At 55.2% G+C, this 20,950-nt stretch carries 19 protein-coding genes; 6 read left to right on the forward strand and 13 right to left on the reverse strand.

What is annotated here, in order from left to right; genetic code table 11:
- Positions 1–26: 26 nt before the first annotated feature.
- Complete coding sequence (locus C230_RS0104865; RefSeq protein WP_018130915.1) at positions 27–581, reverse strand: protease complex subunit PrcB family protein; 555 nt, start codon at positions 579–581, stop codon at positions 27–29.
- Between the two features lie 121 nt (positions 582–702).
- Positions 703–1,647, reverse strand: a complete 945-nt coding sequence (locus tag C230_RS0104870) for a 4-hydroxy-3-methylbut-2-enyl diphosphate reductase (RefSeq protein WP_018130916.1) — start codon at positions 1,645–1,647, stop codon at positions 703–705.
- Positions 1,648–1,942: 295 nt separating this feature from the next.
- Here C230_RS0104870 and C230_RS19470 point away from each other — a divergent pair, with 295 nt between their 5' ends.
- Entirely contained in the window at positions 1,943–2,317 is a 375-nt protein-coding gene (locus C230_RS19470) for a hypothetical protein (RefSeq protein ID WP_018130917.1), read from the forward strand.
- 278 nt (positions 2,318–2,595) lie between these two features.
- Here C230_RS19470 and C230_RS0104880 read toward each other — a convergent pair whose 3' ends face one another.
- From C230_RS0104880 to C230_RS0104905, 6 genes are all read right to left on the reverse strand, one after another.
- The gene (locus C230_RS0104880) at positions 2,596–3,558 is read right to left on the reverse strand and encodes an SPL family radical SAM protein (RefSeq protein ID WP_018130918.1); all 963 of its coding nucleotides are present in this window, start codon (positions 3,556–3,558) and stop codon (positions 2,596–2,598) included.
- A gap of 101 nt (positions 3,559–3,659) precedes the next feature.
- Positions 3,660–4,124 (reverse strand): hypothetical protein, encoded by a 465-nt coding sequence (locus tag C230_RS0104885; RefSeq protein WP_018130919.1) that lies wholly within the window; start codon positions 4,122–4,124, stop codon positions 3,660–3,662.
- Between the two features lie 207 nt (positions 4,125–4,331).
- Complete coding sequence (locus C230_RS0104890; protein ID WP_018130920.1) at positions 4,332–4,814, reverse strand: GNAT family N-acetyltransferase; 483 nt, start codon at positions 4,812–4,814, stop codon at positions 4,332–4,334.
- Positions 4,815–4,873: 59 nt separating this feature from the next.
- Complete coding sequence (gene ytvI / locus C230_RS19475; protein ID WP_169332829.1) at positions 4,874–5,977, reverse strand: sporulation integral membrane protein YtvI; 1,104 nt, start codon at positions 5,975–5,977, stop codon at positions 4,874–4,876.
- Between the two features lie 144 nt (positions 5,978–6,121).
- Complete coding sequence (locus C230_RS0104900; RefSeq protein ID WP_018130922.1) at positions 6,122–6,949, reverse strand: inositol monophosphatase family protein; 828 nt, start codon at positions 6,947–6,949, stop codon at positions 6,122–6,124.
- A 406-nt stretch (positions 6,950–7,355) separates the two neighbouring features.
- Entirely contained in the window at positions 7,356–7,721 is a 366-nt protein-coding gene (locus C230_RS0104905; RefSeq protein ID WP_018130923.1) for a DUF2294 domain-containing protein, read from the reverse strand.
- A gap of 447 nt (positions 7,722–8,168) precedes the next feature.
- On the opposite strand from C230_RS0104905, the gene C230_RS0104910 reads away from it, so the two are divergent.
- Positions 8,169–9,671 (forward strand): NADH dehydrogenase subunit 5, encoded by a 1,503-nt coding sequence (locus C230_RS0104910; RefSeq protein WP_018130924.1) that lies wholly within the window; start codon positions 8,169–8,171, stop codon positions 9,669–9,671.
- A 1-nt stretch (position 9,672) separates the two neighbouring features.
- Positions 9,673–12,333, forward strand: coding sequence for a DUF2309 domain-containing protein (locus tag C230_RS0104915; protein WP_018130925.1), 2,661 nt, complete (start codon positions 9,673–9,675; stop codon positions 12,331–12,333).
- A gap of 147 nt (positions 12,334–12,480) precedes the next feature.
- Here the strand turns inward: C230_RS0104915 and C230_RS0104920 are convergent, their stop codons facing one another.
- The gene (locus C230_RS0104920) at positions 12,481–12,984 is read right to left on the reverse strand and encodes a low molecular weight protein-tyrosine-phosphatase (protein ID WP_018130926.1); all 504 of its coding nucleotides are present in this window, start codon (positions 12,982–12,984) and stop codon (positions 12,481–12,483) included.
- A 201-nt stretch (positions 12,985–13,185) separates the two neighbouring features.
- Between C230_RS0104920 and C230_RS0104930 the strand changes: the two genes are divergently transcribed.
- Positions 13,186–13,890, forward strand: a complete 705-nt coding sequence (locus C230_RS0104930; RefSeq protein WP_018130927.1) for a peptidylprolyl isomerase — start codon at positions 13,186–13,188, stop codon at positions 13,888–13,890.
- Positions 13,891–14,245: 355 nt separating this feature from the next.
- On the opposite strand, the gene C230_RS0104935 is transcribed toward C230_RS0104930, so the two are convergent.
- The 4 genes from C230_RS0104935 to C230_RS0104950 all read right to left on the reverse strand — a co-directional run bounded on the left by C230_RS0104935 (position 14,246) and on the right by C230_RS0104950 (position 17,880).
- Entirely contained in the window at positions 14,246–15,226 is a 981-nt protein-coding gene (locus C230_RS0104935) for an electron transfer flavoprotein subunit alpha/FixB family protein (RefSeq protein ID WP_026174143.1), read from the reverse strand.
- Between the two features lie 25 nt (positions 15,227–15,251).
- On the reverse strand, positions 15,252–16,010 hold the full coding sequence (locus tag C230_RS0104940) for an electron transfer flavoprotein subunit beta/FixA family protein (protein WP_018130929.1): 759 nt from the start codon (positions 16,008–16,010) through the stop codon (positions 15,252–15,254).
- Positions 16,011–16,057: 47 nt separating this feature from the next.
- Entirely contained in the window at positions 16,058–16,645 is a 588-nt protein-coding gene (locus C230_RS0104945) for a TetR/AcrR family transcriptional regulator (RefSeq protein WP_040392950.1), read from the reverse strand.
- Between the two features lie 158 nt (positions 16,646–16,803).
- The gene (locus C230_RS0104950; protein ID WP_018130931.1) at positions 16,804–17,880 is read right to left on the reverse strand and encodes a permease; all 1,077 of its coding nucleotides are present in this window, start codon (positions 17,878–17,880) and stop codon (positions 16,804–16,806) included.
- Between the two features lie 189 nt (positions 17,881–18,069).
- On the opposite strand from C230_RS0104950, the gene C230_RS19480 reads away from it, so the two are divergent.
- Both C230_RS19480 and C230_RS0104965 read left to right on the forward strand, forming a co-directional pair.
- The gene (locus tag C230_RS19480; protein WP_018130932.1) at positions 18,070–19,329 is read left to right on the forward strand and encodes an MDR family MFS transporter; all 1,260 of its coding nucleotides are present in this window, start codon (positions 18,070–18,072) and stop codon (positions 19,327–19,329) included.
- A gap of 524 nt (positions 19,330–19,853) precedes the next feature.
- Positions 19,854–20,546 carry a zinc metallopeptidase gene (locus C230_RS0104965; RefSeq protein ID WP_018130934.1) on the forward strand — a complete coding sequence of 231 codons (693 nt, stop codon included), beginning with the start codon at positions 19,854–19,856 and terminating at the stop codon, positions 20,544–20,546.
- Positions 20,547–20,950 lie beyond the last annotated feature (404 nt).

A 20,950-nucleotide genomic window follows, 5' to 3' on the forward strand; every position in this document is an offset into this window, starting at 1 on the left:
TTCAAAAATGGGGCCCATGTCCGTTGCTATTCAATCATGTTTTCCAGCACCACCGGCTTGTTCGTCTGCGGGATTTCCACCACATCGATCGGCGTGGTGATGACTTGCGCATACATCATGCCGGGCTCCGGGTTGCGAAGATCCACCTGCACCACGAGCCGGTCCGGTTCCTCAATTACGTTGCGAATCCCGATTCCATAGCCCGGATTCGGCTTCTCGCCCCGCGACACCAGGATGTAGGTTTTTCCCTCGATCATCGCGGAATGAACTCCGGGTATCGGTTTTTGGCCGGCCACCCACGTTTGCACCGCCGGACCGGTTGTCGCAAGATCCACTTTTTGAAAAGGCATCGGTCGTCCCCTTTCGCCGCTTTCCATGCGGCTTCGCAATTTTTCCAACAGCGTTTGCGCTTCCTCTCTCAGCCCGATCAGATTGAGGATTTTCTCGATCAGAGATTCCCTCTCAGGCGACTCGTTCGAGGCATATTGGCTGTCCCCGGCTGCTTGCTGAACCTGTGCTTGCGATGACTGGGTGACAGACAGTGCAAAAACAATGGCGAGTGCAATCATCGGTTTTTTCACGGCCAACCCCTCCCTCGTATCATATTTCCGCTGTGTTTCATTCAAATTCTTCCCACTAGATTCCTTCGAATATCCACACCCCGTTTATTCCAGCGGCTGCAATAATCGGCCGCTTCCAGACCTACTCTCGGACCCGGAACGCCGGAAGCAATTTGTCGAGATTGACCGTCCGCCGTTTCTTCCATGTCGCCGGGTTGTCCGGGTCAAACTGCTCCAACCAGTCGATCACTTCCTTCGTAATCGGCGTCGGAGTCGACGCACCGGAGGTGACGCCCACCACTTTCTTGCCGATCAGCCACTGTGGATCGATCTCTGTCACATCCGCCACGCGGTAGGCCGGGACGCCTGCCATTTCTTCCGCTACCTGCGCCAACCGGTTAGAGTTGTTGCTGCGGGGATCACCGACGACGATCACGACATCCGCCTGTTTCGCCTGCTCCGCCACCGCCTCCTGCCGCACCTGCGTCGCCAGGCAGATTTCGTTGTGGATCTCCGCGTGCGGGTAGACCTCGAGAATTTTGTTCATCAGTTCTTTCACATCCCATTGGCTCATCGTGGTCTGATTGGTTACCAAAATTTTATCGCTTGTGATCCGGATGCGCTGCAGATCCTCAAGTTTCTCGACCAAGTGGACGCGATCGGGCGCGACGCCGATCGCCCCCTCCGGTTCCGGATGCCCTTTTTTCCCGATGTAGAGCACCTCGTATCCTTCAGCCGTCTTCTCGCGAATCAGTTCGTGCGTTTTCGTCACATCCGGACAAGTGGCGTCGATAATCGTCAGTCCTTTTTCGCGGGCGCGCCGACGAACTTCCGGCGACACCCCGTGCGCCGTGAACACCACCGTACCTTTGTCGATTTTTTCAAGCAACTCAAGCCGATTTCCACCGTCCAGGGTGATGACGCCCTGCTGCTCAAACGCTTCCACCACATGCTGGTTGTGCACAATCATGCCAAGTATATAAATCGGGCGAGGCAGATTCAGGTCCTTGACCGCCTGTTGGGCCAGTACCATCGCATCAACCACTCCATAACAATAGCCCCGCGGCGTAATTTTCAACACTTCCATAAAAAAGCTCCTTTCGAAGTACTTCTGGCGAAGCGGTCCCAATTCGGCAGGTCTAGTATACCACAGCCAACCGGGTTCCGCGCATAGTCCCGTCACCTCACACGATACTCTGCAAGTCAGTTTACAAAATCTTTGCGAGGTGTCATATTGATAGTAGGTGCGTGCAATCTGTGCCTGAACAAAGGGCCGCATCGTGCGATGGAGCCTTTCAACATCGTGCAACGCTCTCACAAAGCGGAAGCACACGGGCTCCGATGTCTCAGTCGACAGTTCGTTCTGGACCAGGGAGGTTGCAATGTACGGTACAATCAAGCGATGCAAATGGCTCGGCCTGCTGTTCTTGTGCATCGTCCTGCTCACAGGCTGCGCGGCCGAAAAGTCAAACGCCGTTCCGCAATTCGCTTCACAGGAACAACTGGACAGCCACTACCAAAAACATGTGATCGAACAGAAGGAATTTGGCAACATCAGCAAGCAAGAATACCTCAAACGAGCGCAAACCCTCGTTACATCACCGCCGGGCGATTCGATTTTGACGAAAACGCGCTCGAACGGGGACCGGCTCTACTACAACAAAACCACAAATGAATTTGCTGCGGTGACAAAAGACGGGATCATTAAAACGTTTTTCAAGCCAAAAGATGGAATCGACTATTTCAACAAACAATAGAGGGGTTGGAACTTTATGCCAAACATTTGCCCCGTGTGCGGGTATGACGAGCTGCGCGAGCCCCCTTACGACCGGGCAGGGAATCCCTCGTACGAGATTTGCGCATGTTGCGGCTATCAATTCGGATTTGATGATCAAAGCGAAGGAATCAGCTATAAAGAACACCGGGAAAAGTGGATTGCAAAAGGGGCAACATGGTTTTCCCCACAACGGAAACCGGAAAATTGGAGCTTACAAGACCAGTTGCGTCGCATTAACGCATCCCTCTAGCACTAGCACTAAAAAGCGAATGATAATTGCTCTTGGTTGCCGACCGGCGATCGGCCGGACGGACGAACCGTTGCCTGCATGCTTGCCTGCATCGTCGGAGACACTCCGTCTTCCCTCGTCACAGGCGCTTTTGCATATCCGTACTGCTCAAGCAACGGAGCGATTTTTTCCCGGAACCGCTTCGCGTACTGCGGATCCACATAAGTTCCCCGGTACAAGCTGCGGTACAGCGGGACTTTATCCGGAAATTGGCATTCCAGCTGTTGGAAGAACCACTGTTTGACTTCCGGTTTCAGCCGCAACAGCGACGCCACCACAAACGAGGCGTCTGCTTCCCGCGCCCGCTGCAGCAGCGTCTGCAGCGTCGACAGGTCATCCGTCAGGAACGGCAGCACAGGGGCCAGAAAAATACCCGTGCGGATGCCCACCTCCCGCAACTGGCGGACGGCGGCAAACCGGCTCTCGGGATGGGGCGATTCCGGCTCGATCGAACGCCACACTTGAACATCCAGCGTGTTGATTGAGATATTCACGGAGCAGCCGGCATAGCGGCCCAATTCCTGCAACAGTGTAACATCGCGCAGAATCAGCGGCGACCGTGTGGTAATCGTCACAGGGATCCTGTACAATGCCAACACTTCCAAAATTCCCCGCGTGATCTGCCGCTGCTTTTCCAAAGGTTGGTACGGGTCGGTCGCCGTTCCGATCGCCACCCATCCGCCTTTCCATTTTCCTTTCGCCAGCTCCCGCTGCAACAAGGCCGGCGCGTCCGCTTTCACAAACAGGTGTGTGCGAAACGTGTCATCCGTCCCCATGCCGATATACGTATGCGTGTCCCTTGCATAACAGAATGCGCATCCGTGCGAGCATCCTCGATATGGGTTAATCGACCAAGTGAACGGCATCGACGGGGCAGCCACCCGGTTCAGCACCGTTTTGCTTTTCAGCGTAAAGACACGGCGTTTTTCCATTCTTTCTCCCCCGTTATTGAATCTCCCCTCATACAGAACGCGTGTTCGTATCCTTTCTTTGTATTATACCAAACAGTTTGGATTCCGCAACTCTCTGCACCCTATTTCTGGCTGATTTTTGTGAACCATTGTTTCAGCAGGAGACCGATTGCAACGCCCAGAAGCAAAAACAGGATCGGCAACCAAACGGGTCCCCACAATCCCCCCAGAATCTGCAATGTTGCGGAATAGGCGACACCTACCGTACCAAAATAAGCTCCCATAACAAACGGCAGGTAGGCAAAACGGGAGGTTCCCCCGCCCGCATCCCGGTAGGCATCCCACATGGCAAACATGTATAGACACGGGTAAAACATCAGCCACTGGAAGTTCGTCTGCTGCACCGCCGTCCATACGTCTCCGTGAAAACTCGCAATAATCACTCCGTTCAAGCGCGAATTCAGATTGATCCAAAATTCCAGTCCAATAAACAACAGCCCTTTCAGATACTTCCCGTTCAGAATCTGCCCGAACCCGGGCAGGGCTACGCTCCACAAAATCGTTTCCACAGGTTCGTCCACTCGCATTCGCATTCACACTCAACGATTTGTCTCGACCGCCGGCCATTGCCCCGTTGTTCCAAAGACTGTTCATCGACCGCAGACAAAATGGAAGCTTAGGCTCATATAACAAACGGTTCTTGACAACAAATTCTATTGTGTATTATGGTCAGTTATAACCTTCTTCCAAACATTAATTTTATTGAAATCCCCATCCCCAAGACGGTAGATTGATCAAATTTTTCTTTTAAAAACAGCCTTCCTAATCACAAACCAGCGATAATTCCTTACAGAAGCCGGGGCCGCCCGAAGCAATTCGTCAGGGACTTCGGCGCCGCCGATCTCCTCCGCGTACGGCAGCTTTTGCGCCGCTCGGATGGATCTTGTGTTGCCTGGCTCAATACAGAGATACACCCGGTCAATATCCGGACGCTCGGCAAACAGCAGCTGCAGCATCAGCCGTTTGACAGTTGCGTTCACGCCGCTGCCCCACACTTCCGGAATCAGCCGCGTGCCAAGCAAACCGCACCTTTTTTCCGAATCCAACTGGCGAACCTGAATCAGTCCGACGATCTCCTGATCCTCACAGACGAGCCGCGACATCGACCAGCCGAGGACTTCTTCCGCCAGATACCCGTCCAGCGCCGACCGGTCGATTGCAAACCGCTGCCGCAACACATCCGCATAGCGAGCATCCAATTCCAGCAAGCGAACCATAGCCACTCCCGCTGCTTCCCGATTTTTCCGTCCAAATCCTGACAGAATGGCAGCCAGCCCTATTTTCGGGCGACCGGCGGTTTCTTTTCGATATTTCCCAGAATAAAATCAAACGCCCGCACTTTCAAAAGCGACTGGAACGCGATCAGGATAAACGGAGCCAGCAGCAGGCCGAGAAAACCGGCAGCCGTATAGCCGGCATACATCGCAACGATCATCGCCAGCGGGTCAAGCCCGATCGTATTCGCCAAAATCCGCGGTTCCATCAGCTGCCGAACCACCACAATCAACCCGTAGACGATCAACAGCCCGATACCCAGCCGCAAATCGCCCGTCAGCAGCGAATACAATGCCCACGGCACAAACAGCGTTCCGGTGCCAAGCAACGGCAAAATATCAAGAAAAGCGGCCAACAAAGCGAACGAAAACGCGTACGGCACCCGCAGGATCATCAGTCCGGCCAGCGTTTGCACAGCGGTGATCGTAATCAAAATCGCCTGTCCCCGCACATAACCGCCGATCGCGCTTGCCAAATCTTCATACACCACGCGGCCTTTCTCGCGAATGCCGACCGGCACCCAAGCGCCGATTTTGCGCTTGAAAAGAAGCAAATCTTTGCTGATAAAATAACTGATAAACAGCGACACCAGAAAAACCACGATCAAATTCGGCACCGAACTGACCGCCTGCAGGGCCGCTTGTGCCAAGGACACGCCGAATTTGCCGGCCGCCTGCCCGAGATTCATCAGATTCTCGTTGATTTTGGCCTGCAATGCCAGGTCCACGTTCGCGTAGTACAAATCGATCAGGCGTGCGATATCGCCGTAAAACCGGTCGACCACCGACTGCGCCCAGCCGGGGATTTTCGTCGCCAGATCAGCCAGTTCGACCACCAGCTTGGCACTGATCACCACCACCAAAGCGATGCCCCCGCCAAACACCAGCAGCAGGGCGGCGATCGCCGACAGCCAGCGGGGAAGCCCGATCCGCCGGTGGAGAAACCGCACCAGCGGTTCAATCAGCAGTGCGATCAGCATGCCGATCACCAGCGGCGTGACGAACGGCAGCAACCATTTTAACAGGCAATACACCAAAAACACAGCCGCCAGAAACAGCGCGAGATTCAGTACCTGTTTTCGGTAGGCAAGGATCCAGTCCAGCATCGTTTCCTCCGCAGGTTGTTTTCGCATCCAATATATCAAACTCATTGAAGATTCACAATTCCTTCCAGACGAAAGACAACCCCCTCTCTACTTTCACTATACGAAACAAAAAACCCCGGTAGAATCCGAGGTTCCGTTCAAATTTTAAAATCCGGTCCCGTCCGCCTGCTTCAGCACGCGGATCAGATCATCATGGATGTGCCCGTTGGTGGCAACGATATGCCTTACCTCCAGCGTGTACGGATCGCCCTCCGTATCCGTCACCTCGCCGCCCGCTTCCTGCACCAGCAAACTGCCGGCCGCCAGATCCCACGCGTTCAGGTCGATTTCCCAAAATCCGCTGAGCCGTCCGCAAGCGACATAAGCAAGGTGCAGCGCGGCCGATCCGGCTGCCCGAATGTTGCGGCACAACGGGCTCAGCGCCGCGATCCCCCGCATGTTCACATCGCGCGCCCAGCCCCTGTCTCCCGGAAAGCCGGTCGCCAACAGGCTCACCTGCAGGTCGTACTCTTTCGAAACGGAGATTCGCTGCCCGTTTCGGTACGCCCCCGCGTTCCGCCGGGCGGTGAACATCTCGTCCCGCAGCGGGTCATAGATCACGCCGACGATCACTTCGCCCCGGTGCGCCAACGCGATCGACACGGTGCAGCCGGGATACCCGTGCACAAAATTGGTCGTCCCGTCGATCGGGTCGACGATCCACAAATATTCGGCCGACAGCGCTTTCGACAACGCTTCCGCCGACGCCTGGGAACCGGGCGCCACTCCTTCTTCCCCCAGAATTTTATGTTCCGGAAAAGCGGCCAACAACTCTGTGCGGATGACCGACTCCGACTGCTTGTCCACTTCCGTCACAAGGTCGACTTTCGAAGTTTTCTCGCCGACCTCCCTCGCCTGACCGATGCGTTCCCGAATGAGGTTGCCCGCTTCGCGGGCGGCAGCCTCGGCGACAGCGGCAAATCTGTCGTACATCCCAGCGCCTCCCAATGTATGTATGTTTCCTCTAATGTATCGAAAATCAGCCGTTTGCGCAACGCGCTGGACAGCAGTGTGTGAGTCAACTCCTTGTGAGCGGGGATCTATTGAGCGGACATCTTCTACAGCTACCTGCTTCCTATAAGCGCTCCCATTTCCTATTGTTCAGATGCTCATTCCGTTTTTTCGTTATCCGTGCAGTCCCTTTACCTTTAACACCTGCAAGTTCCGCTTTTGGCCCTATTCCGGCCAGCACAAGGGCATCATATGCCAAAGCTTCTTTACGGATGCTTGAAATAAAAAAACCGGGAAACATCACGACATTTTGAATCGTGAAGCGCGGTTCAAAATGTCTGAAATTTCTCGGTTTTCCTTCAACCGTCCTGAATGGCCGTTTGCAGATCTACCGATATTGTTCTTCCAGATTATCCGACAGGATGAACACCATCACACGTTCTCCGGTTCGGGTGCTGACGTCCGTGTAGAAACTGGTCACGTTCGAACCTGTCAAATTGGCGAGGAGCTCCTTCAGTTGGTCGCTGCCCGATTCCACCAAGTCGGCCCGGATTTTTTTTATGGAGAGCATCCCTTCAATCGTTTGAGCCAGGTTGCGTTCGGCAGGGGTTAAAACCCCCTTGAGTAAAACGATGACCATATTTCGTACAATATCCGTCTTTACCGAAACGGAACCGCGGCCCAGGTATTCTTTTTCCCATTGGGTAAGGGCTTTGCTGATTTTGTCCTCCAGTTCCCCTTTTTTTATTTGCATATCAAAACCTCATGAAGGTAAAATAGTGGACAGTAGAAGCCATTCCTAACGAGCTCATCTTATATGTTTCGGTTTGTATTTGTCAAGAGACCGGAGTGCTACGGTGCAAATTGATTTCGTGACCGCCAATGACATGATTCCTTCAGTCTGAACACAAAAGCCAGCAAATGTTTGCAATTCAAATCGAAGTGCGTTATAATCTTGAAATCGAATACCGTTGATTCAACATATCGGGCAGACCTTTTGAACTTCCGTTTTTCAACCGGATGTGTTCAGGGTAAGCCATTATCGCATGTGGGAACAAGGTAGATTTTCAAAAAGTCCTCATTAGGATTTGTTGAGAATAGACCGACTATACCATCTGTACCGAGCCCTGCTTTCAATATTGAAAGCAGCGTGTTCCAAAAGGATGGTATAGTCGGTTTTTTAGTTAGGAGGAGAGTCGTTTTGAACGTTGCGATACTTATTGCCCTATTTGCGGGGTTGGCCGTGACGTTAATCAGTGCATGCTTCCTGCTCCATCCCCGCGTTTCCGACCGATACATTCGCTTGCACGTCCTGTTGCTGGCTTTGCCAGCCGCCGCGGCATTTGCCGGATTAATTAACGCCGATCAGGCTCAGGAGATGGGGATTTGGCGCTCCGACAGGCTTGCATGGTTGATCTCGCTTTATGTGTGGTTGCTCGGGTGGACCATCCAGCGGTTTTGTATACGGTATATGCACGGAGACCGCTCCTATCGCTTCTACTTTTCGCTTTTGACGCTCACAGCGGAGGCCGCGTCCGTCACCTGGTTAAGCGACGATTTGCGCCTGCTCGTGTTGTTGTGGGGACTTCCTTTGTTCGGGTTGGTTCAGTTGGCAGCTCTAAAAAAAGAGTGGGAGCCGGCCAGGAACGTTTCCCGGCTCATGGCCAAGATGTTTGCCGCAAGCTGGATCTCCCTTTTGTTGGCCGCCGTATGGCTGTGGCAGGCTACCGGACATTGGCGGATCTCGCTTGCATTGTCGGAGGAATCGCTCACACGGATTGGATGGGAACACGCAACGGGGATCAGCCTATTGCTTGTACTTGCCGCGATCATCCCGGCGGGCCAGTGGCCGTTTCAGCGATGGTTACTCGAGTCTTCGGTGATACCGACGCCAGTTTCGGCCGCGATGCACGCGGGTCTGGTAAATGCCGGAGGAATGTTACTGGCCAAATTTTCTCCGCTGATGGATGGCGGTATTCCACAAACTCTGCTGTTGTTTCCGGCCGTCGTATCGGTGTTTGTCGGAACGGGAATTCTCCTGGTTCAACCGGACTACAAACGGCAGCTTGTCGCGTCCACAATGGCGCAAATGGGCATGATGTTTATCCAATGTGCCTTGGGAGCCTATTTGCTGGCGGTCTTGCATTTGATGTTTCACGGCCTGTTCAAGGCTGCCCTGTTTTTACGTTCTGGATCCGTTGTCCCGCGATCCCAACCGGCACTTTTTTCGTCCGACTCCCCCTCAAAAATGTGGCTCCTCTACGGAATGCTGGGAGGAATCGCGTTTGGTGTCGGATTTTGGCTTGCGACTCCCCACGAGCCGCTCAGACTGTTGCGAGCGCTGTTGCTGGGCTGGTCGCTGGCGTTTGCCGGGTGGCAAATGTCCGTTTTTCACAGCGGTCGCTGGGTGGGATTTCTTGTATTGTCGGGACTCGGGCTGTCTGCGATGACGTTTTATGACGCGCTGGCTGCATGGTTGGGCGGAACGTTACTTGCCACCGGAACCTCAAGGGGAGCCGAAGCCGGAATCGTGTTGTTGCTTACTTGCGGAGGAATAGCGGGCATTTGTTTGTCCGCCCGCCGTTCAACAGATTTATGGGCAAAATTGTATATGAGGCTGATCCATCTCGGAGAAGCTTGTGACCGGGCGGTTGAAAGCCATCCCCGGTATCTTGAGGCATACATCCGTGGGGAGGGAAAATGAAGTGAAAGGATCCGTTCTGCTGCCTGAGCAGACTGTGGATAATGTGGATAATGTGTCGGAAAATAATAGGAAAAATACGGAGGCTTCCGCCGACAACCTGCGGGTCGATGAACTGGTAGGCAGGGCGAGCCAGGTCATCGCGCCGCTGTGGCCTCTCCGGACGTTTGTCGCAAGTCACCCCTGGGCAGGACTGGAGCATCTGACGTTTGAAGAAGTTGCCGACCGTTTGCGGAGTTCCCGTGGTCTTGACTTGTACCCCTCGATGAGGATGTTTCGTGAGGCGCTGCGAAGAGGGGAATTGGATCCGACCTATTTGGAGGAAAGACTTCAGAAGTGGCTGAAGGAGCAGCCGTCAGTCATTCCCATCGTCGAAGCGGAACGTTTGTGCCGCGGCCTGTTATGGCACGAACAAGTTCCCCACGAGGTTATGAATTCGTTGAAGATGAAACATCTGATCGCCCGGATAAAAGATGGGAAAACGCCGTCGGATCACATGCCTTTCAGGTGGGTCAGAACGAAAAGCGCGATTCTGGAAGCGCAAGGAGAAGACCGCTGGGTACGAGTGCTGGATCGCCACATGATCAAATGGTGCAAGCTGTTTTTGGACGAATCGCAAGCCATGTGGGGGATGCCGTTTCGGGAACAGGGATTTTACAACGCTTGGCGGAAACTGGTGCATCATGACCCGTCCCTGAGCCAGGCGCAGCGCAAACGGTTGAAACAGATGCCGACATGCGCGGAAGATGCATTGAAGCAGGCACTATTGAACCTGGGCGTTGCGCGGACGGATATGGAGCGCTATCTGGAGGAACATCTAATGGCGCTACCGGGCTGGGCCGGTATGTTGCTTTGGCGTTCGCGGAAATCCGGACAAGGGCATCGTTTGCTGACGGAATATTTGGCGATTCGCCTCTCGATGGAATGGGCGCTGATTGCCCCCCGTCTCCCCTTGGCGGAAGCGGGAGAAGACGGGGGTGACGCCGATTTCTTTCCCTGGCTGGCGGCATGGGTGTATTGGGGGGAATGTACACCCGAACGGTGGTTAGGTCTGCCGCCGGAAGAGAGGCACTTGCGGCTGGCTTTCGCCCGTCGTTTCGGCCTGACGGTTCGACCCAGACTTTGGCTGGAAGCCTGGGAGGATACACAAGAAGAGAAGTTGTTGAGAAACCTGTCGTCTGCGCCTACACATGACAGTGCCCAACAGGCGGCTGTGCAGCTCATCTTCTGCATCGACGTCCGTTCCGAACCTTTTCGCCGGAATTTGGAACGGGAGGGGCCGTTTGAAACATTCGGATGCGCAGGATTTTTCGGCCTTCCCATCCGGACGCGCTTGCCGGACGGACACGTTCACGCAGCCTGTCCGGCGATTGTGGATCCCCGCCATGAAGTGCGGGAACAGCTGTCCCCCGACGACACCCGAAAGTATCTTTGGAAGGAATCCGCTAGGCTTTTCGTTTCCCATGTGTTCAAAAAAATGAAGCAGGGGCTCGTCACCAGCCTGTTGTTACCGGAAATGAGCGGACCGTGGCTGGGATTGTATATGCTTGCGCGAAATGCGGCTCCGGATCGGGTGATCAGCGCCGTCCATCGTTGGCGGAAACGGTTGACTGAGAAAGCGGAGACAAATCTTACTCTGAATCATGAGGGTTGTTACGGAGATACAGATTTGCCGGTGGGATTTTCTCTGGATGAAAAAGTGAACTATGTGAGCCAATTGTTGAAAAGCATCGGACTGACGTCCACATTCTCACCCCTCGTGGTGGTTTGCGGCCACGAAAGCGCGACAACAAACAATCCGTACGCATCTGCTTTGGATTGCGGCGCATGCGGCGGGGCAGCCGGGGGACTGAACGCCCGCGTCTTTGCGGAACTCTGCAACCAGGAAGAAGTACGAACGGCGCTGGTTGCGAAAGGAATTGGCATTCCGAAAGACACCGTTTTTATCGCGGCTGAACATAATACTACGGTCAACGAGTTGCGCTGGATCTATGTTCCGGAACTTCCCGCAGCAGCCCGGGACGCTTTCGCCATGCTCCAGACCAGGCTCCGGACTGTAACGCGAAAAGTGAATCTGGAGCAATTGGCAAAACTGCCGGGTACAGGCGGCACAGGACGCAATCCGGTTGCCGAAGCGTACCGGCGTGCGGAAGATTGGAGCGAAATTCGTCCGGAATGGGGATTGGCGGGCAATTACGCGTTTGTAATCGGGAGACGACAGTTGACCGCACATTGCAACCTGGAAGGAAGGGTGTTTTTGCACAGTTACGACTGGCGGGAAGATCCGGACGGCACCTTGCTGGCGAATATCGTAGCCGGTCCGGTGACTGTCGCCCAATGGATTAACCTGCAATATTACGCATCGACGGTCGCTCCGCATGTTTATGGGAGCGGCAACAAGGCCACACAGACCATCACGGCCGGAATCGGCGTCATGCAGGGCAACGGAAGCGATTTGCTAGCAGGATTGCCGTGGCAATCGGTCATGGCAAGCGATCGGGAATGGTTCCATACTCCGCTGCGTCTGCTCGTCGTCATTGAAGCCCCGCGGCAACATATTGCGTCCCTGCTTGAAAAGGATCTTCACTTCCTAAGAAAAGTGAGCAACGGATGGCTGCGCCTTGTGTCCATTGACCCGACGAACGAACAATGGGAAATATGGTAATCATCTACCTGGCGCGATGGTTATCAGTCTTTCCTTCGTACGACGAATTCGCAAACAAGAGGGCTGCGCCACCACGCAAGCCCTCAGCCGATCCCCCTTGGCGAAAACAGGCAATTCCGTCAAAACTCGTGCAACAGCCGTGCAGCCTTAACGCGAGCGAAGTTGATGTTTCTCGATCAGGTGCTGCAGCAACTCCCGGCACGATCGCTCGATGATCGCATACGTCTCCTCATACGCGGCGTCCCCCATGCCCCACGGATCGGGTACGTCTGCCGCGGCGCCCGCTTCCCGCTCCGGGTCAAAATCCCGCATCAGAAAGACCTGCGCCTTGCCGCTGCCCATTTTTTCGATATCGCGGCGGTTTGACGCATCCATCGCGATAATATAGTCAAAATCGTCCAGATCCCGCCGTGCAAACTGCCGCGCCCGCTGGTCGTCGATCGACAGGCCCCGGCGTTTTGCAACCTTGCGGGAACCGGGGTGCGGCGCTTCGCCGATGTGATAGCCGGCCGTCCCGGCTGAATCGACCTCAAACTGATCGGACAACCCCCACTGCCGTACCAACTCTTTAAAAATCCCTTCCCCCAGCGGAGACCGGCAAATGTTTCCTAAACAGACAAACAGAACGCGGATCGGTTGTCGTCGTTCCATGCTGATTCCTCCCCAACAACAAAACTCCTTCTCCAATATACCACAAACGGAAACGTCTCTTTCGCGTAGCTGTCAGCCGGTTGTTTCCCGAACAGGGAGTCCGGCCCGGCGGGCTATCCGGATGTTTGCCAACTGCAGCAGCCCATGGAGTTTTCCCATCCGCCCGTTTGTGATATTGTTCTGTACAAGGAGGTTCAAAACATGCATCGCAAACTGACACTGCTCACACTCGGTACATTGCTGGCAGCCAGCATGCTGGCCGGATGCGGCACGGATAGCGGCAAGCAGCCGGCGCCCGGCGGCCAAGGGCAGCCGCAGCAGGGACAAGCTCCGCAGATGCCGGCGCCGCCGACATCCGATACAGCGGCGAAAAACAATAAATACAAACAGGCTCCGCAAATGACGATCGATCCGAACAAGTCCTATTTTGCCACCCTGCACACCAGCAAAGGGGATATCAAAATCCAGCTGTACGCAAAAGACGCCCCGAAGACGGTGAACAATTTCGTGTTTCTGGCGCGCGACCATTTTTATGACGGCATCCGCTTTCACCGGATTATGAAGGGCTTCATGATCCAGACGGGCGACCCGCTGGGCAACGGAACGGGCGGTCCCGGCTACACGTTCGAGGATGAGCTGCCGCCGAAACATCCGTACGAGCCGGGTGTGGTGGCGATGGCAAACGCCGGTCCCAACACAAACGGCAGCCAATTTTTTATCGGCAACGGCGACGCTGTGCGGAACCTGCAGCAGATGCCCAACTACACCGTGTTCGGCAAAGTTGTGGAAGGCATGGATGTGGTGCAGGCGATTTCGTCCGTGCCAGTGGGTGTCGGTCCCACAGGGGAGATGAGCCTGCCGAAAGAAGAAGTGATCATCAAATCGGTCACGATCGAAGAGAAATAACCCTCTCGCTCTTCAGAATATCGCAAAGCCCCCAATCGAGCGGCGGGGGCTTTCCCTCTTCCCGTATTTTCGCCGTTTCTTGTCCCCAACCGTTTTCCTTCCCCAATACTTGGAAAGGAAACCAGTCGGCTCGCTACCGGTACGTTTTCTGATCGAGCCGTACATACATGACAAGGCAAATTTGCCGCTATAGACAGACAATTCGACAAAATTTCCAAAATCGCCGCCGGGGCGGCTTCACAATCGATTCCCTGCCTCCCAGCGGCAGCCAAAACAAAAAGCGACCCTGCGCCCCGCAGGTCGCAGAATCGCTTGCCTAGCCAATCTTTGTAACAGAACGAACCGTCCGCCGCCGTTACTCCGCCAACACTTTTTTCAGTTCTTCCGTCAGTACGGGAACCACTTCGAACAGGTCACCGACGATCCCGTAATCGGCCACTTTGAAAATCGGCGCTTCCGGATCTTTGTTGATCGCGACGATTACCTTCGAGTTCGACATGCCTGCCAGATGCTGGATCGCGCCAGAAATGCCGCAGGCGATGTACAGATCCGGCGTCACCACCTTGCCGGTTTGCCCGATTTGCAGTGCATAATCGCAGTAGCCCGCGTCACATGCGCCACGCGAAGCACCGACAGCAGCGCCCAATACGTCAGCCAGTTCCTGCAGCGGTTTGAATCCTTCCGCGCTTTTCACGCCGCGGCCGCCCGACACGATGATCTTCGCTTCCGACAGGTCGACGCCGCCAGTGCTCTTTTTCACCACTTCCTTGATGAACGTGCGCAGCGAATCAGCAGGCAAATCGACCGAAACGGTCACCACATTCGCGCTACGCGACGTGTCCGGTTCGCCCGCGGGCAGGTTGTTCGGACGGACGGTTGCAAAAATCATGCCGTCGCGGATCACATTTTTCGTGAACGCTTTGCCCGCGTAGATCGGGCGGGTGAAAATCAGCTTGCCGTCGGCCAGCTCCACGTCGATAATGTCGGATACCTGGCCGGCTTCAAACCGGGCCGCCAGCTTCGGAGCCAGGTCGCGGCCGATGGCGGAGTGGGCCATCAGGATGACATTCGCGCCGCTCTCCTGGATCACCGTTTCCATCGCCTTCGCGTACGCATCCGGCACATAGTTGCCCAAGACCTCATGGTCGACCACAAATACTTTGTCCGCCCCGTGATGGGCCAGCGCGTCCGCCAGATCCGCCACATTGCGGCCGAGCAGGACACCGTACACCTCGCCGCCTTCCGCGATTTTGCGAGCCGCAGCCAGCGATTCAAACGTCACGTTCCGCAGTTTGTCATGCCGAATATCTGCCAGTACAAGTACATTGCGTGCCATTTTCATCCGTCCTTTCCGTTTTTTCTCAGATCACTTTGTCCTGCGTCCGCAAGAGTGTCACCAGTTCTTTCACCCGCTGCGGCGTGTCGCCTTCGAGGATGCGGCCGCCCGTTTTTTCTTTCGGCAGGAAGGTTTCCACGATCTCATTCTTCGCTTCCGCCGCCACGTTCAGATCGCCAGCTGCCACCACTTTGAGCGGAATCTTGTTCGCTTTGCGGATCCCCAGCAAGGAAGGATAGCGCGGCTCATTCAATCCCTGCTGTGCGGTCACCAGCACCGGCAGTGTCGCCTCTACGATCTCGACGTCCCCTTCCGCGTCGCGATGAGCCGTTACCTTGTTGCCGTCGATCTCCAATTTGGTGATCGTCGAGATATGCGCAATTCCCAGCAATTCGGCGACGCGCACCGCCACCTGGCCGGACCCGTCGTCGACCGCCTGGTTGCCACCGAGGATGATGTCATATTCCTGCGTCTTGATATAGTCGGCCAGCACTTTCGCCGCCTTGTACTCGTCGCCAAACAGCGCCGGATCATTGATATGCACCCCGTGATCGGCCCCCATGGCGAGCGCTTTGCGCAGCGATTCTTCCGCCCGGTCCGGACCGAGGGTAATGACGGTCACTTCCCCGCCGAATTTTTCCCGCAGCACCAGCGCCTCTTCAATCGCGTACTCGTCATACGGGTTGATGATGTATTGCACCCCGTCTTCCTTCACCTTGCCGTCTTCCAGCACGATCTTCTCTTCCGTGTCAAACGTTTGTTTCATCAGCACCAGAATTTTCATACCGGCATCTCCTCTCTTGAAATCTGTGAAAATGAAACCATGCCTCGCTACTTTTTCATTCCATGAACAAGCAGGTCGACCACCTGATCGACCAGGCCGGTCAGATCATACTTGGCCCCGGTCAGCACCCAGGCTGTGATCGTCTCATCCAGCGTACCAAACACCATTCTGCGGGCGATCCGGGGGTCGATCGTCGGCCGGAACATCCCCTTTTCAATGCCGTCTCGTACGATATGTTCGATCAGCGCGTAATAGGGGCGGATAATCTCGCCGATCTGACGGCGCAGAGCTTGATCCGCCTGACGCAGGTGAATCTGGATCACCAGCGCCAGATTCTTATCGCGGCCAAACGTTTCAAACATAATGGACACCAGGTGGTGCAGCTTGCGGACCGGATCGGACTCGGCGGCAAACCGGTCTTCGATCCGGGCCGCAATCCGGCCGATCGTCTCGCGCAAAATGGAGATCAGCACATCTTCCTTGTTCTTGAAATATAAGTAGACCGTTCCGTCCGCCACCCCCGCTTCCCGGGCAATGCGGGAAATCGGGGCGTTGTGGTAGCCGAATTGGCCGATCACGTTGATGGCGGCGGTCAGGATGGCATCGTATTTTTCCGGGTTCTTCTTCTGCGCGATCGCGGATCACCTCCCCGCAAAAATGAATCACCATTCATTTTTCTTTCATTGTACGATGCGCCCTCCCGCCTGTCAACCGGTCGGTTGAGGCGAACAACAAAAAAATATCCCCCTCCAGACAGGCGTCTGGAAAAAGGGGATGACAATTCCGAAACGGTCTAGATCAGGATCGCGGCCAATCCGGTGACGATCCCAAACGCAATCACCATTCCGGTGACAAACCAGAGAACTTTCGCCGGGAACACTTTCCGCACCATAATCAGCGACGGCAGGCTGATGGCCGGCAAGGTCATCATCAGCGCGGCCGCCGGACCGGCTCCCAATCCGTATGACATCATCGTTTTGGCGATTGGAATTTCGGCTGCGGTCGGAATCACGAACAAGGTTCCGGTAATCGCCAGAAACACGATCGCCCATAAACTGTTCCCCCAATCCGGGTTGACGGCCGGGAACAGCCACGCCCGGGCGGCACCGAGCAGCAGCACGGTGATCAGGTAGACAGGTGTTACCGACCAGAACAGCGACCACAGCGATTTGCCCCAGCGAACCGCCAGTGATCCGGATTGCGCCGTGACTGCAGTCTGCTCCGGCAGTTCGAGCGTCTCCGCCTGTACTTCCTCTTCTTTCACGAATCGGTTGGCAAAATACGCCACGCCAAACACCAGCAGCAGTCCAAACACGATGCGCAGTACGGCAAACTTCCAGCTGAGAACGAATCCCATAAAGATGATCGTCGCCGGGTTCAAAACCGGATTGCCCAGCCAGAATGCCAAAGCGGCACCGACAGAAGCAAACCGTTTCCGCAGGCCCACGGCTACCGGTGCAGCACAGCAGGAACACATCATACCGGGCAGCGAAGCCACCCCGGCAATCGCGGTGCTTCGGAAAGAGCGGCTGCCAAGCGCACGGATCAGCCAGTCGCGGGGAATCAGCACCTGTACCAGAGACCCCAACACGATCCCCAGAACGGCCGCTTTCCAAACGGCAAGAAAATAGGTCTTCGCATATTCCCAAGCCGTCTGGATCGACGGTTCCGGTGCAGCATTTGCCCCGCCGCTGAGGATCGATTTTCCGATATCGTGTTTCGTGGCAGCGATAAACGCTTTCTCGTAGTAAGGACTCCATTTTACATAGTATAAACCTGCAGCTGCCACCACAAAAAACAACAATGCCAGTCCAATTGCTTTCGCCGGTTTGAGCGATTGGTTGGAAGAAGTCGTCAGATTCGGTTGCATGTCCTGACCTCCTTTCTGGAACCCAGATGATATTTTTCAATACAGATCTTATAACAGAATATTATTGTTGTCATTAGAAACTTTTCGCAGCTTCGACGGGTTCGGGCCGAACCGCTTGACGAACATCCGCCGGAAAAATTAAAGTGAAAGGAACCGGCGATTCTCAGCCGTCTGGAAAGGGCGATCACTATGCAAAGCATGCTGCATCAAGCCGACCAATTGCGTGCGCGTATTGCCGGTTGGTACTCGTCGATTCCGGCCGTGGTCTGGATCCTGTTCACAGGCGGGCTGCTCAATTCGATCGGCAATTCCTTTCTCTGGCCGCTCAACTCGCTTTACATCCATACTGTGCTCGGCAAAAGCATGACAACCGCCGGCATCGTACTGATGCTGATGAACGGAGCGGGCATTCTGGGGAACCTGGCCGGCGGCGCCCTGTTTGACCGGATTGGCGGAAAATGGGTGATCCTCGTGGGGCTGTTGGGATCGGCCGTTTGGGTGACAGCGCTCGGATTCACTCACTCGTTCCCTCTGTATGTCGCGCTGATGATCACGCTCGGTTTTACGCAAAGCATGGTGTGGCCGTCGTTTCACGCGTTAATCGGACAGCTATGGCCGTCCGGTGGGCGCCGGGCGTTCAACATGTTCTATGTGGTGAACAACCTGGGAGTCGCGATCGGGACGGCAATCGGCGGATTTCTGGCGGAGATCTCGTTCTTGCTGGTTTTTTTGCTAAACGGATTGTCGTACTCGCTGTACGCGGCGATTTTTCTGTATGCGCTTCGCCGGCATCGCGTCCCTGAGGAATCGGACAGCCTGGATCCTGCGTCAGCTCTCCCGGAAAATCAGCCTGCCGCAGTCACCCAAACGGCCGTTTCCATCGCGGCGCCGGTCGCCCTTTTATCGATCGGCATTCTGATCGCGTGGACCGCTTACTCCCAGTGGGCCGGTCCTCTGGCGGTCTACACACAACAAGCGGGCTACCCGCTATCCTCCTACAGTTTTCTGTGGACGTTGAACGGGATCCTGATCGTCGCGGGACAGCCGTTTTTGACTCCCCTGCTGAGCAGATTTTTACGCAGCCTGACCTTGCAACTGATAACAGGCGGCCTTCTGTATGTGGCAACATTTGTGTTAATCGCCGGATTCCCCGTCTACACCGGTTTTGTGCTAGGTATGGCGGTGATGACGATCGGCGAGATGATCATCCTGCCCGGCGTGCCCGCCGCCATTAACCGGTTGGCGCCAAAAGAGCGGATGGGGTTCTACCAGGGAATCACCGCCAGCGCCGCAACGGCCGGACGCATGCTGGGACCGGTGCTGGGCGGCATGGTGTTCGACCATGCGGGAGCGATCCGTTTGTTCCTGTTGGCAGCCATCGCCTGCCTCGCGGCAACTGCCTGTTTTGTCGGGTTTCACCTGTCTTCAAAAAAATGTCCTGCAGAATAGCCGAAACACAAGGAAGAATTGTGCGAATGGCAGACAAAACGAATCTGCAGCGAATCCTGGCAGCGAACGAAGTTTGTCAATGACCGGGAGTACAAATCGTATCAAACGGATAAATTCCCCGACCGGCGAATGTTCATTCTCACCTGTATGGACACCCGTTTGGCTCGGCGATGCATTCCATCTTGAACGCTGTGCATATGCTGGAAGGGTTGCTGATCGATCCGCATACGGGAAAACTGGAGCTTGTGGTGGACGGTTATCAAGCATCAGTCAACTGATGTTCCCTGTCTCTCGTTATTGCTTCGGAAAGGTAAAATTTACGAATTTTTCTTTTCGAAAAGATGTATAGTATAATTGTGGCGTAAGGGGAGTAGCAACCGGATGTTCCGGTCGGCATATCGTCACTACGGCAGCCCGGCTGCCCGGTATGTCGGACCCGTTGGTGGGTTACGCAAGACCTTCATGCACTGCGGCGTGAAGGTCTTTTTGTATATCTATACATTCAAAAGGGGGAGTATGGAAACATGCTGTTTCACCCGATGGACATCCTCATCTTTATCGCCTTTGGCCTTTCGCTCTGGGCACAGTTCAAGGTCAAGGGCAATTTCAGCAAATGGGAGCAGGTGCCCGCTTCCTCCGGCTTGACGGGCGCGCAGGCGGCCCGCATGTTGCTCGACCGCCAGGGGCTGTATGACGTGCCGGTCGAACCGGTGCCCGGTGCTCTGACCGACCATTACGATCCGATTGATCGGGTTGTGCGTCTCTCGGAACCGGTTTATTACGGCACTTCGATCTCGTCTCTGTCGGTCGCCTGCCATGAAGTAGGACACGCGATTCAGCACAAGGTGCATTACCCGATGCTGGTGCTTCGCCACCGGATTTTCCCGGTCGTCAACTTTGCGTCGGGCGTCGCGCCGCTGCTGCTGTTGGCCGGCTTCTTTCTGCACGCCGCGAACCTGATCGGCCTGGGCATCATCCTGTTCTCGGCTGCCGTCGCCTTCCAGGTGATCACGCTGCCGGTCGAATTCAACGCAAGTTCCCGTGCGAAAGCGTTGATGCTGTCGGAAGGATTTATCCGCAACGAAGAAGAGCGTGGTGTCAATCAGGTGCTCGGGGCCGCGGCGCTGACCTACGTGGCGGCCGCACTGATCTCCCTGCTGGAGCTGGTCAAGTACATCCTCATCTTCATCGGACAGACACAGCGGGAAGAGGATTAATCTGCCGATCGAGTAGGAGGGGGCGGCTAATCCCCCGTCCTCTCACACCTAGCATGCGGGTCCGCACTAGGCGGTTCCGAAAGGTTGACGAAGTTCCGGATAACGAACAAGCATGTTACCGCTCACGCTATTTGGCGGCGAGTGAGCGGTTTTTTGTCATGTTCAATGTCGGAGGATTCTTCGGATGATTGTCGTATCATGATCCGTATCGTAACGACAATCATTACGGAGGTGAAAAAAGGAAGAGAGACCCTGCAGGTTGGCCGCCTCTGAGTCTCTCTTCCGGTGCCCGGTTGTTACCGGGTACAACAATAACTATGCCTTCATGTTACAGCGCCCTCTTTGCTGATGTCCAGTCCTATATGCAATTTTGTGAGGCTCCTGACCTGGATGCGATTCGCCCG

The organism is Effusibacillus pohliae DSM 22757 (genome assembly GCF_000376225.1).
In the GTDB taxonomy this organism is placed as follows: Bacteria; Bacillota; Bacilli; order Tumebacillales; family Effusibacillaceae; genus Effusibacillus; species Effusibacillus pohliae.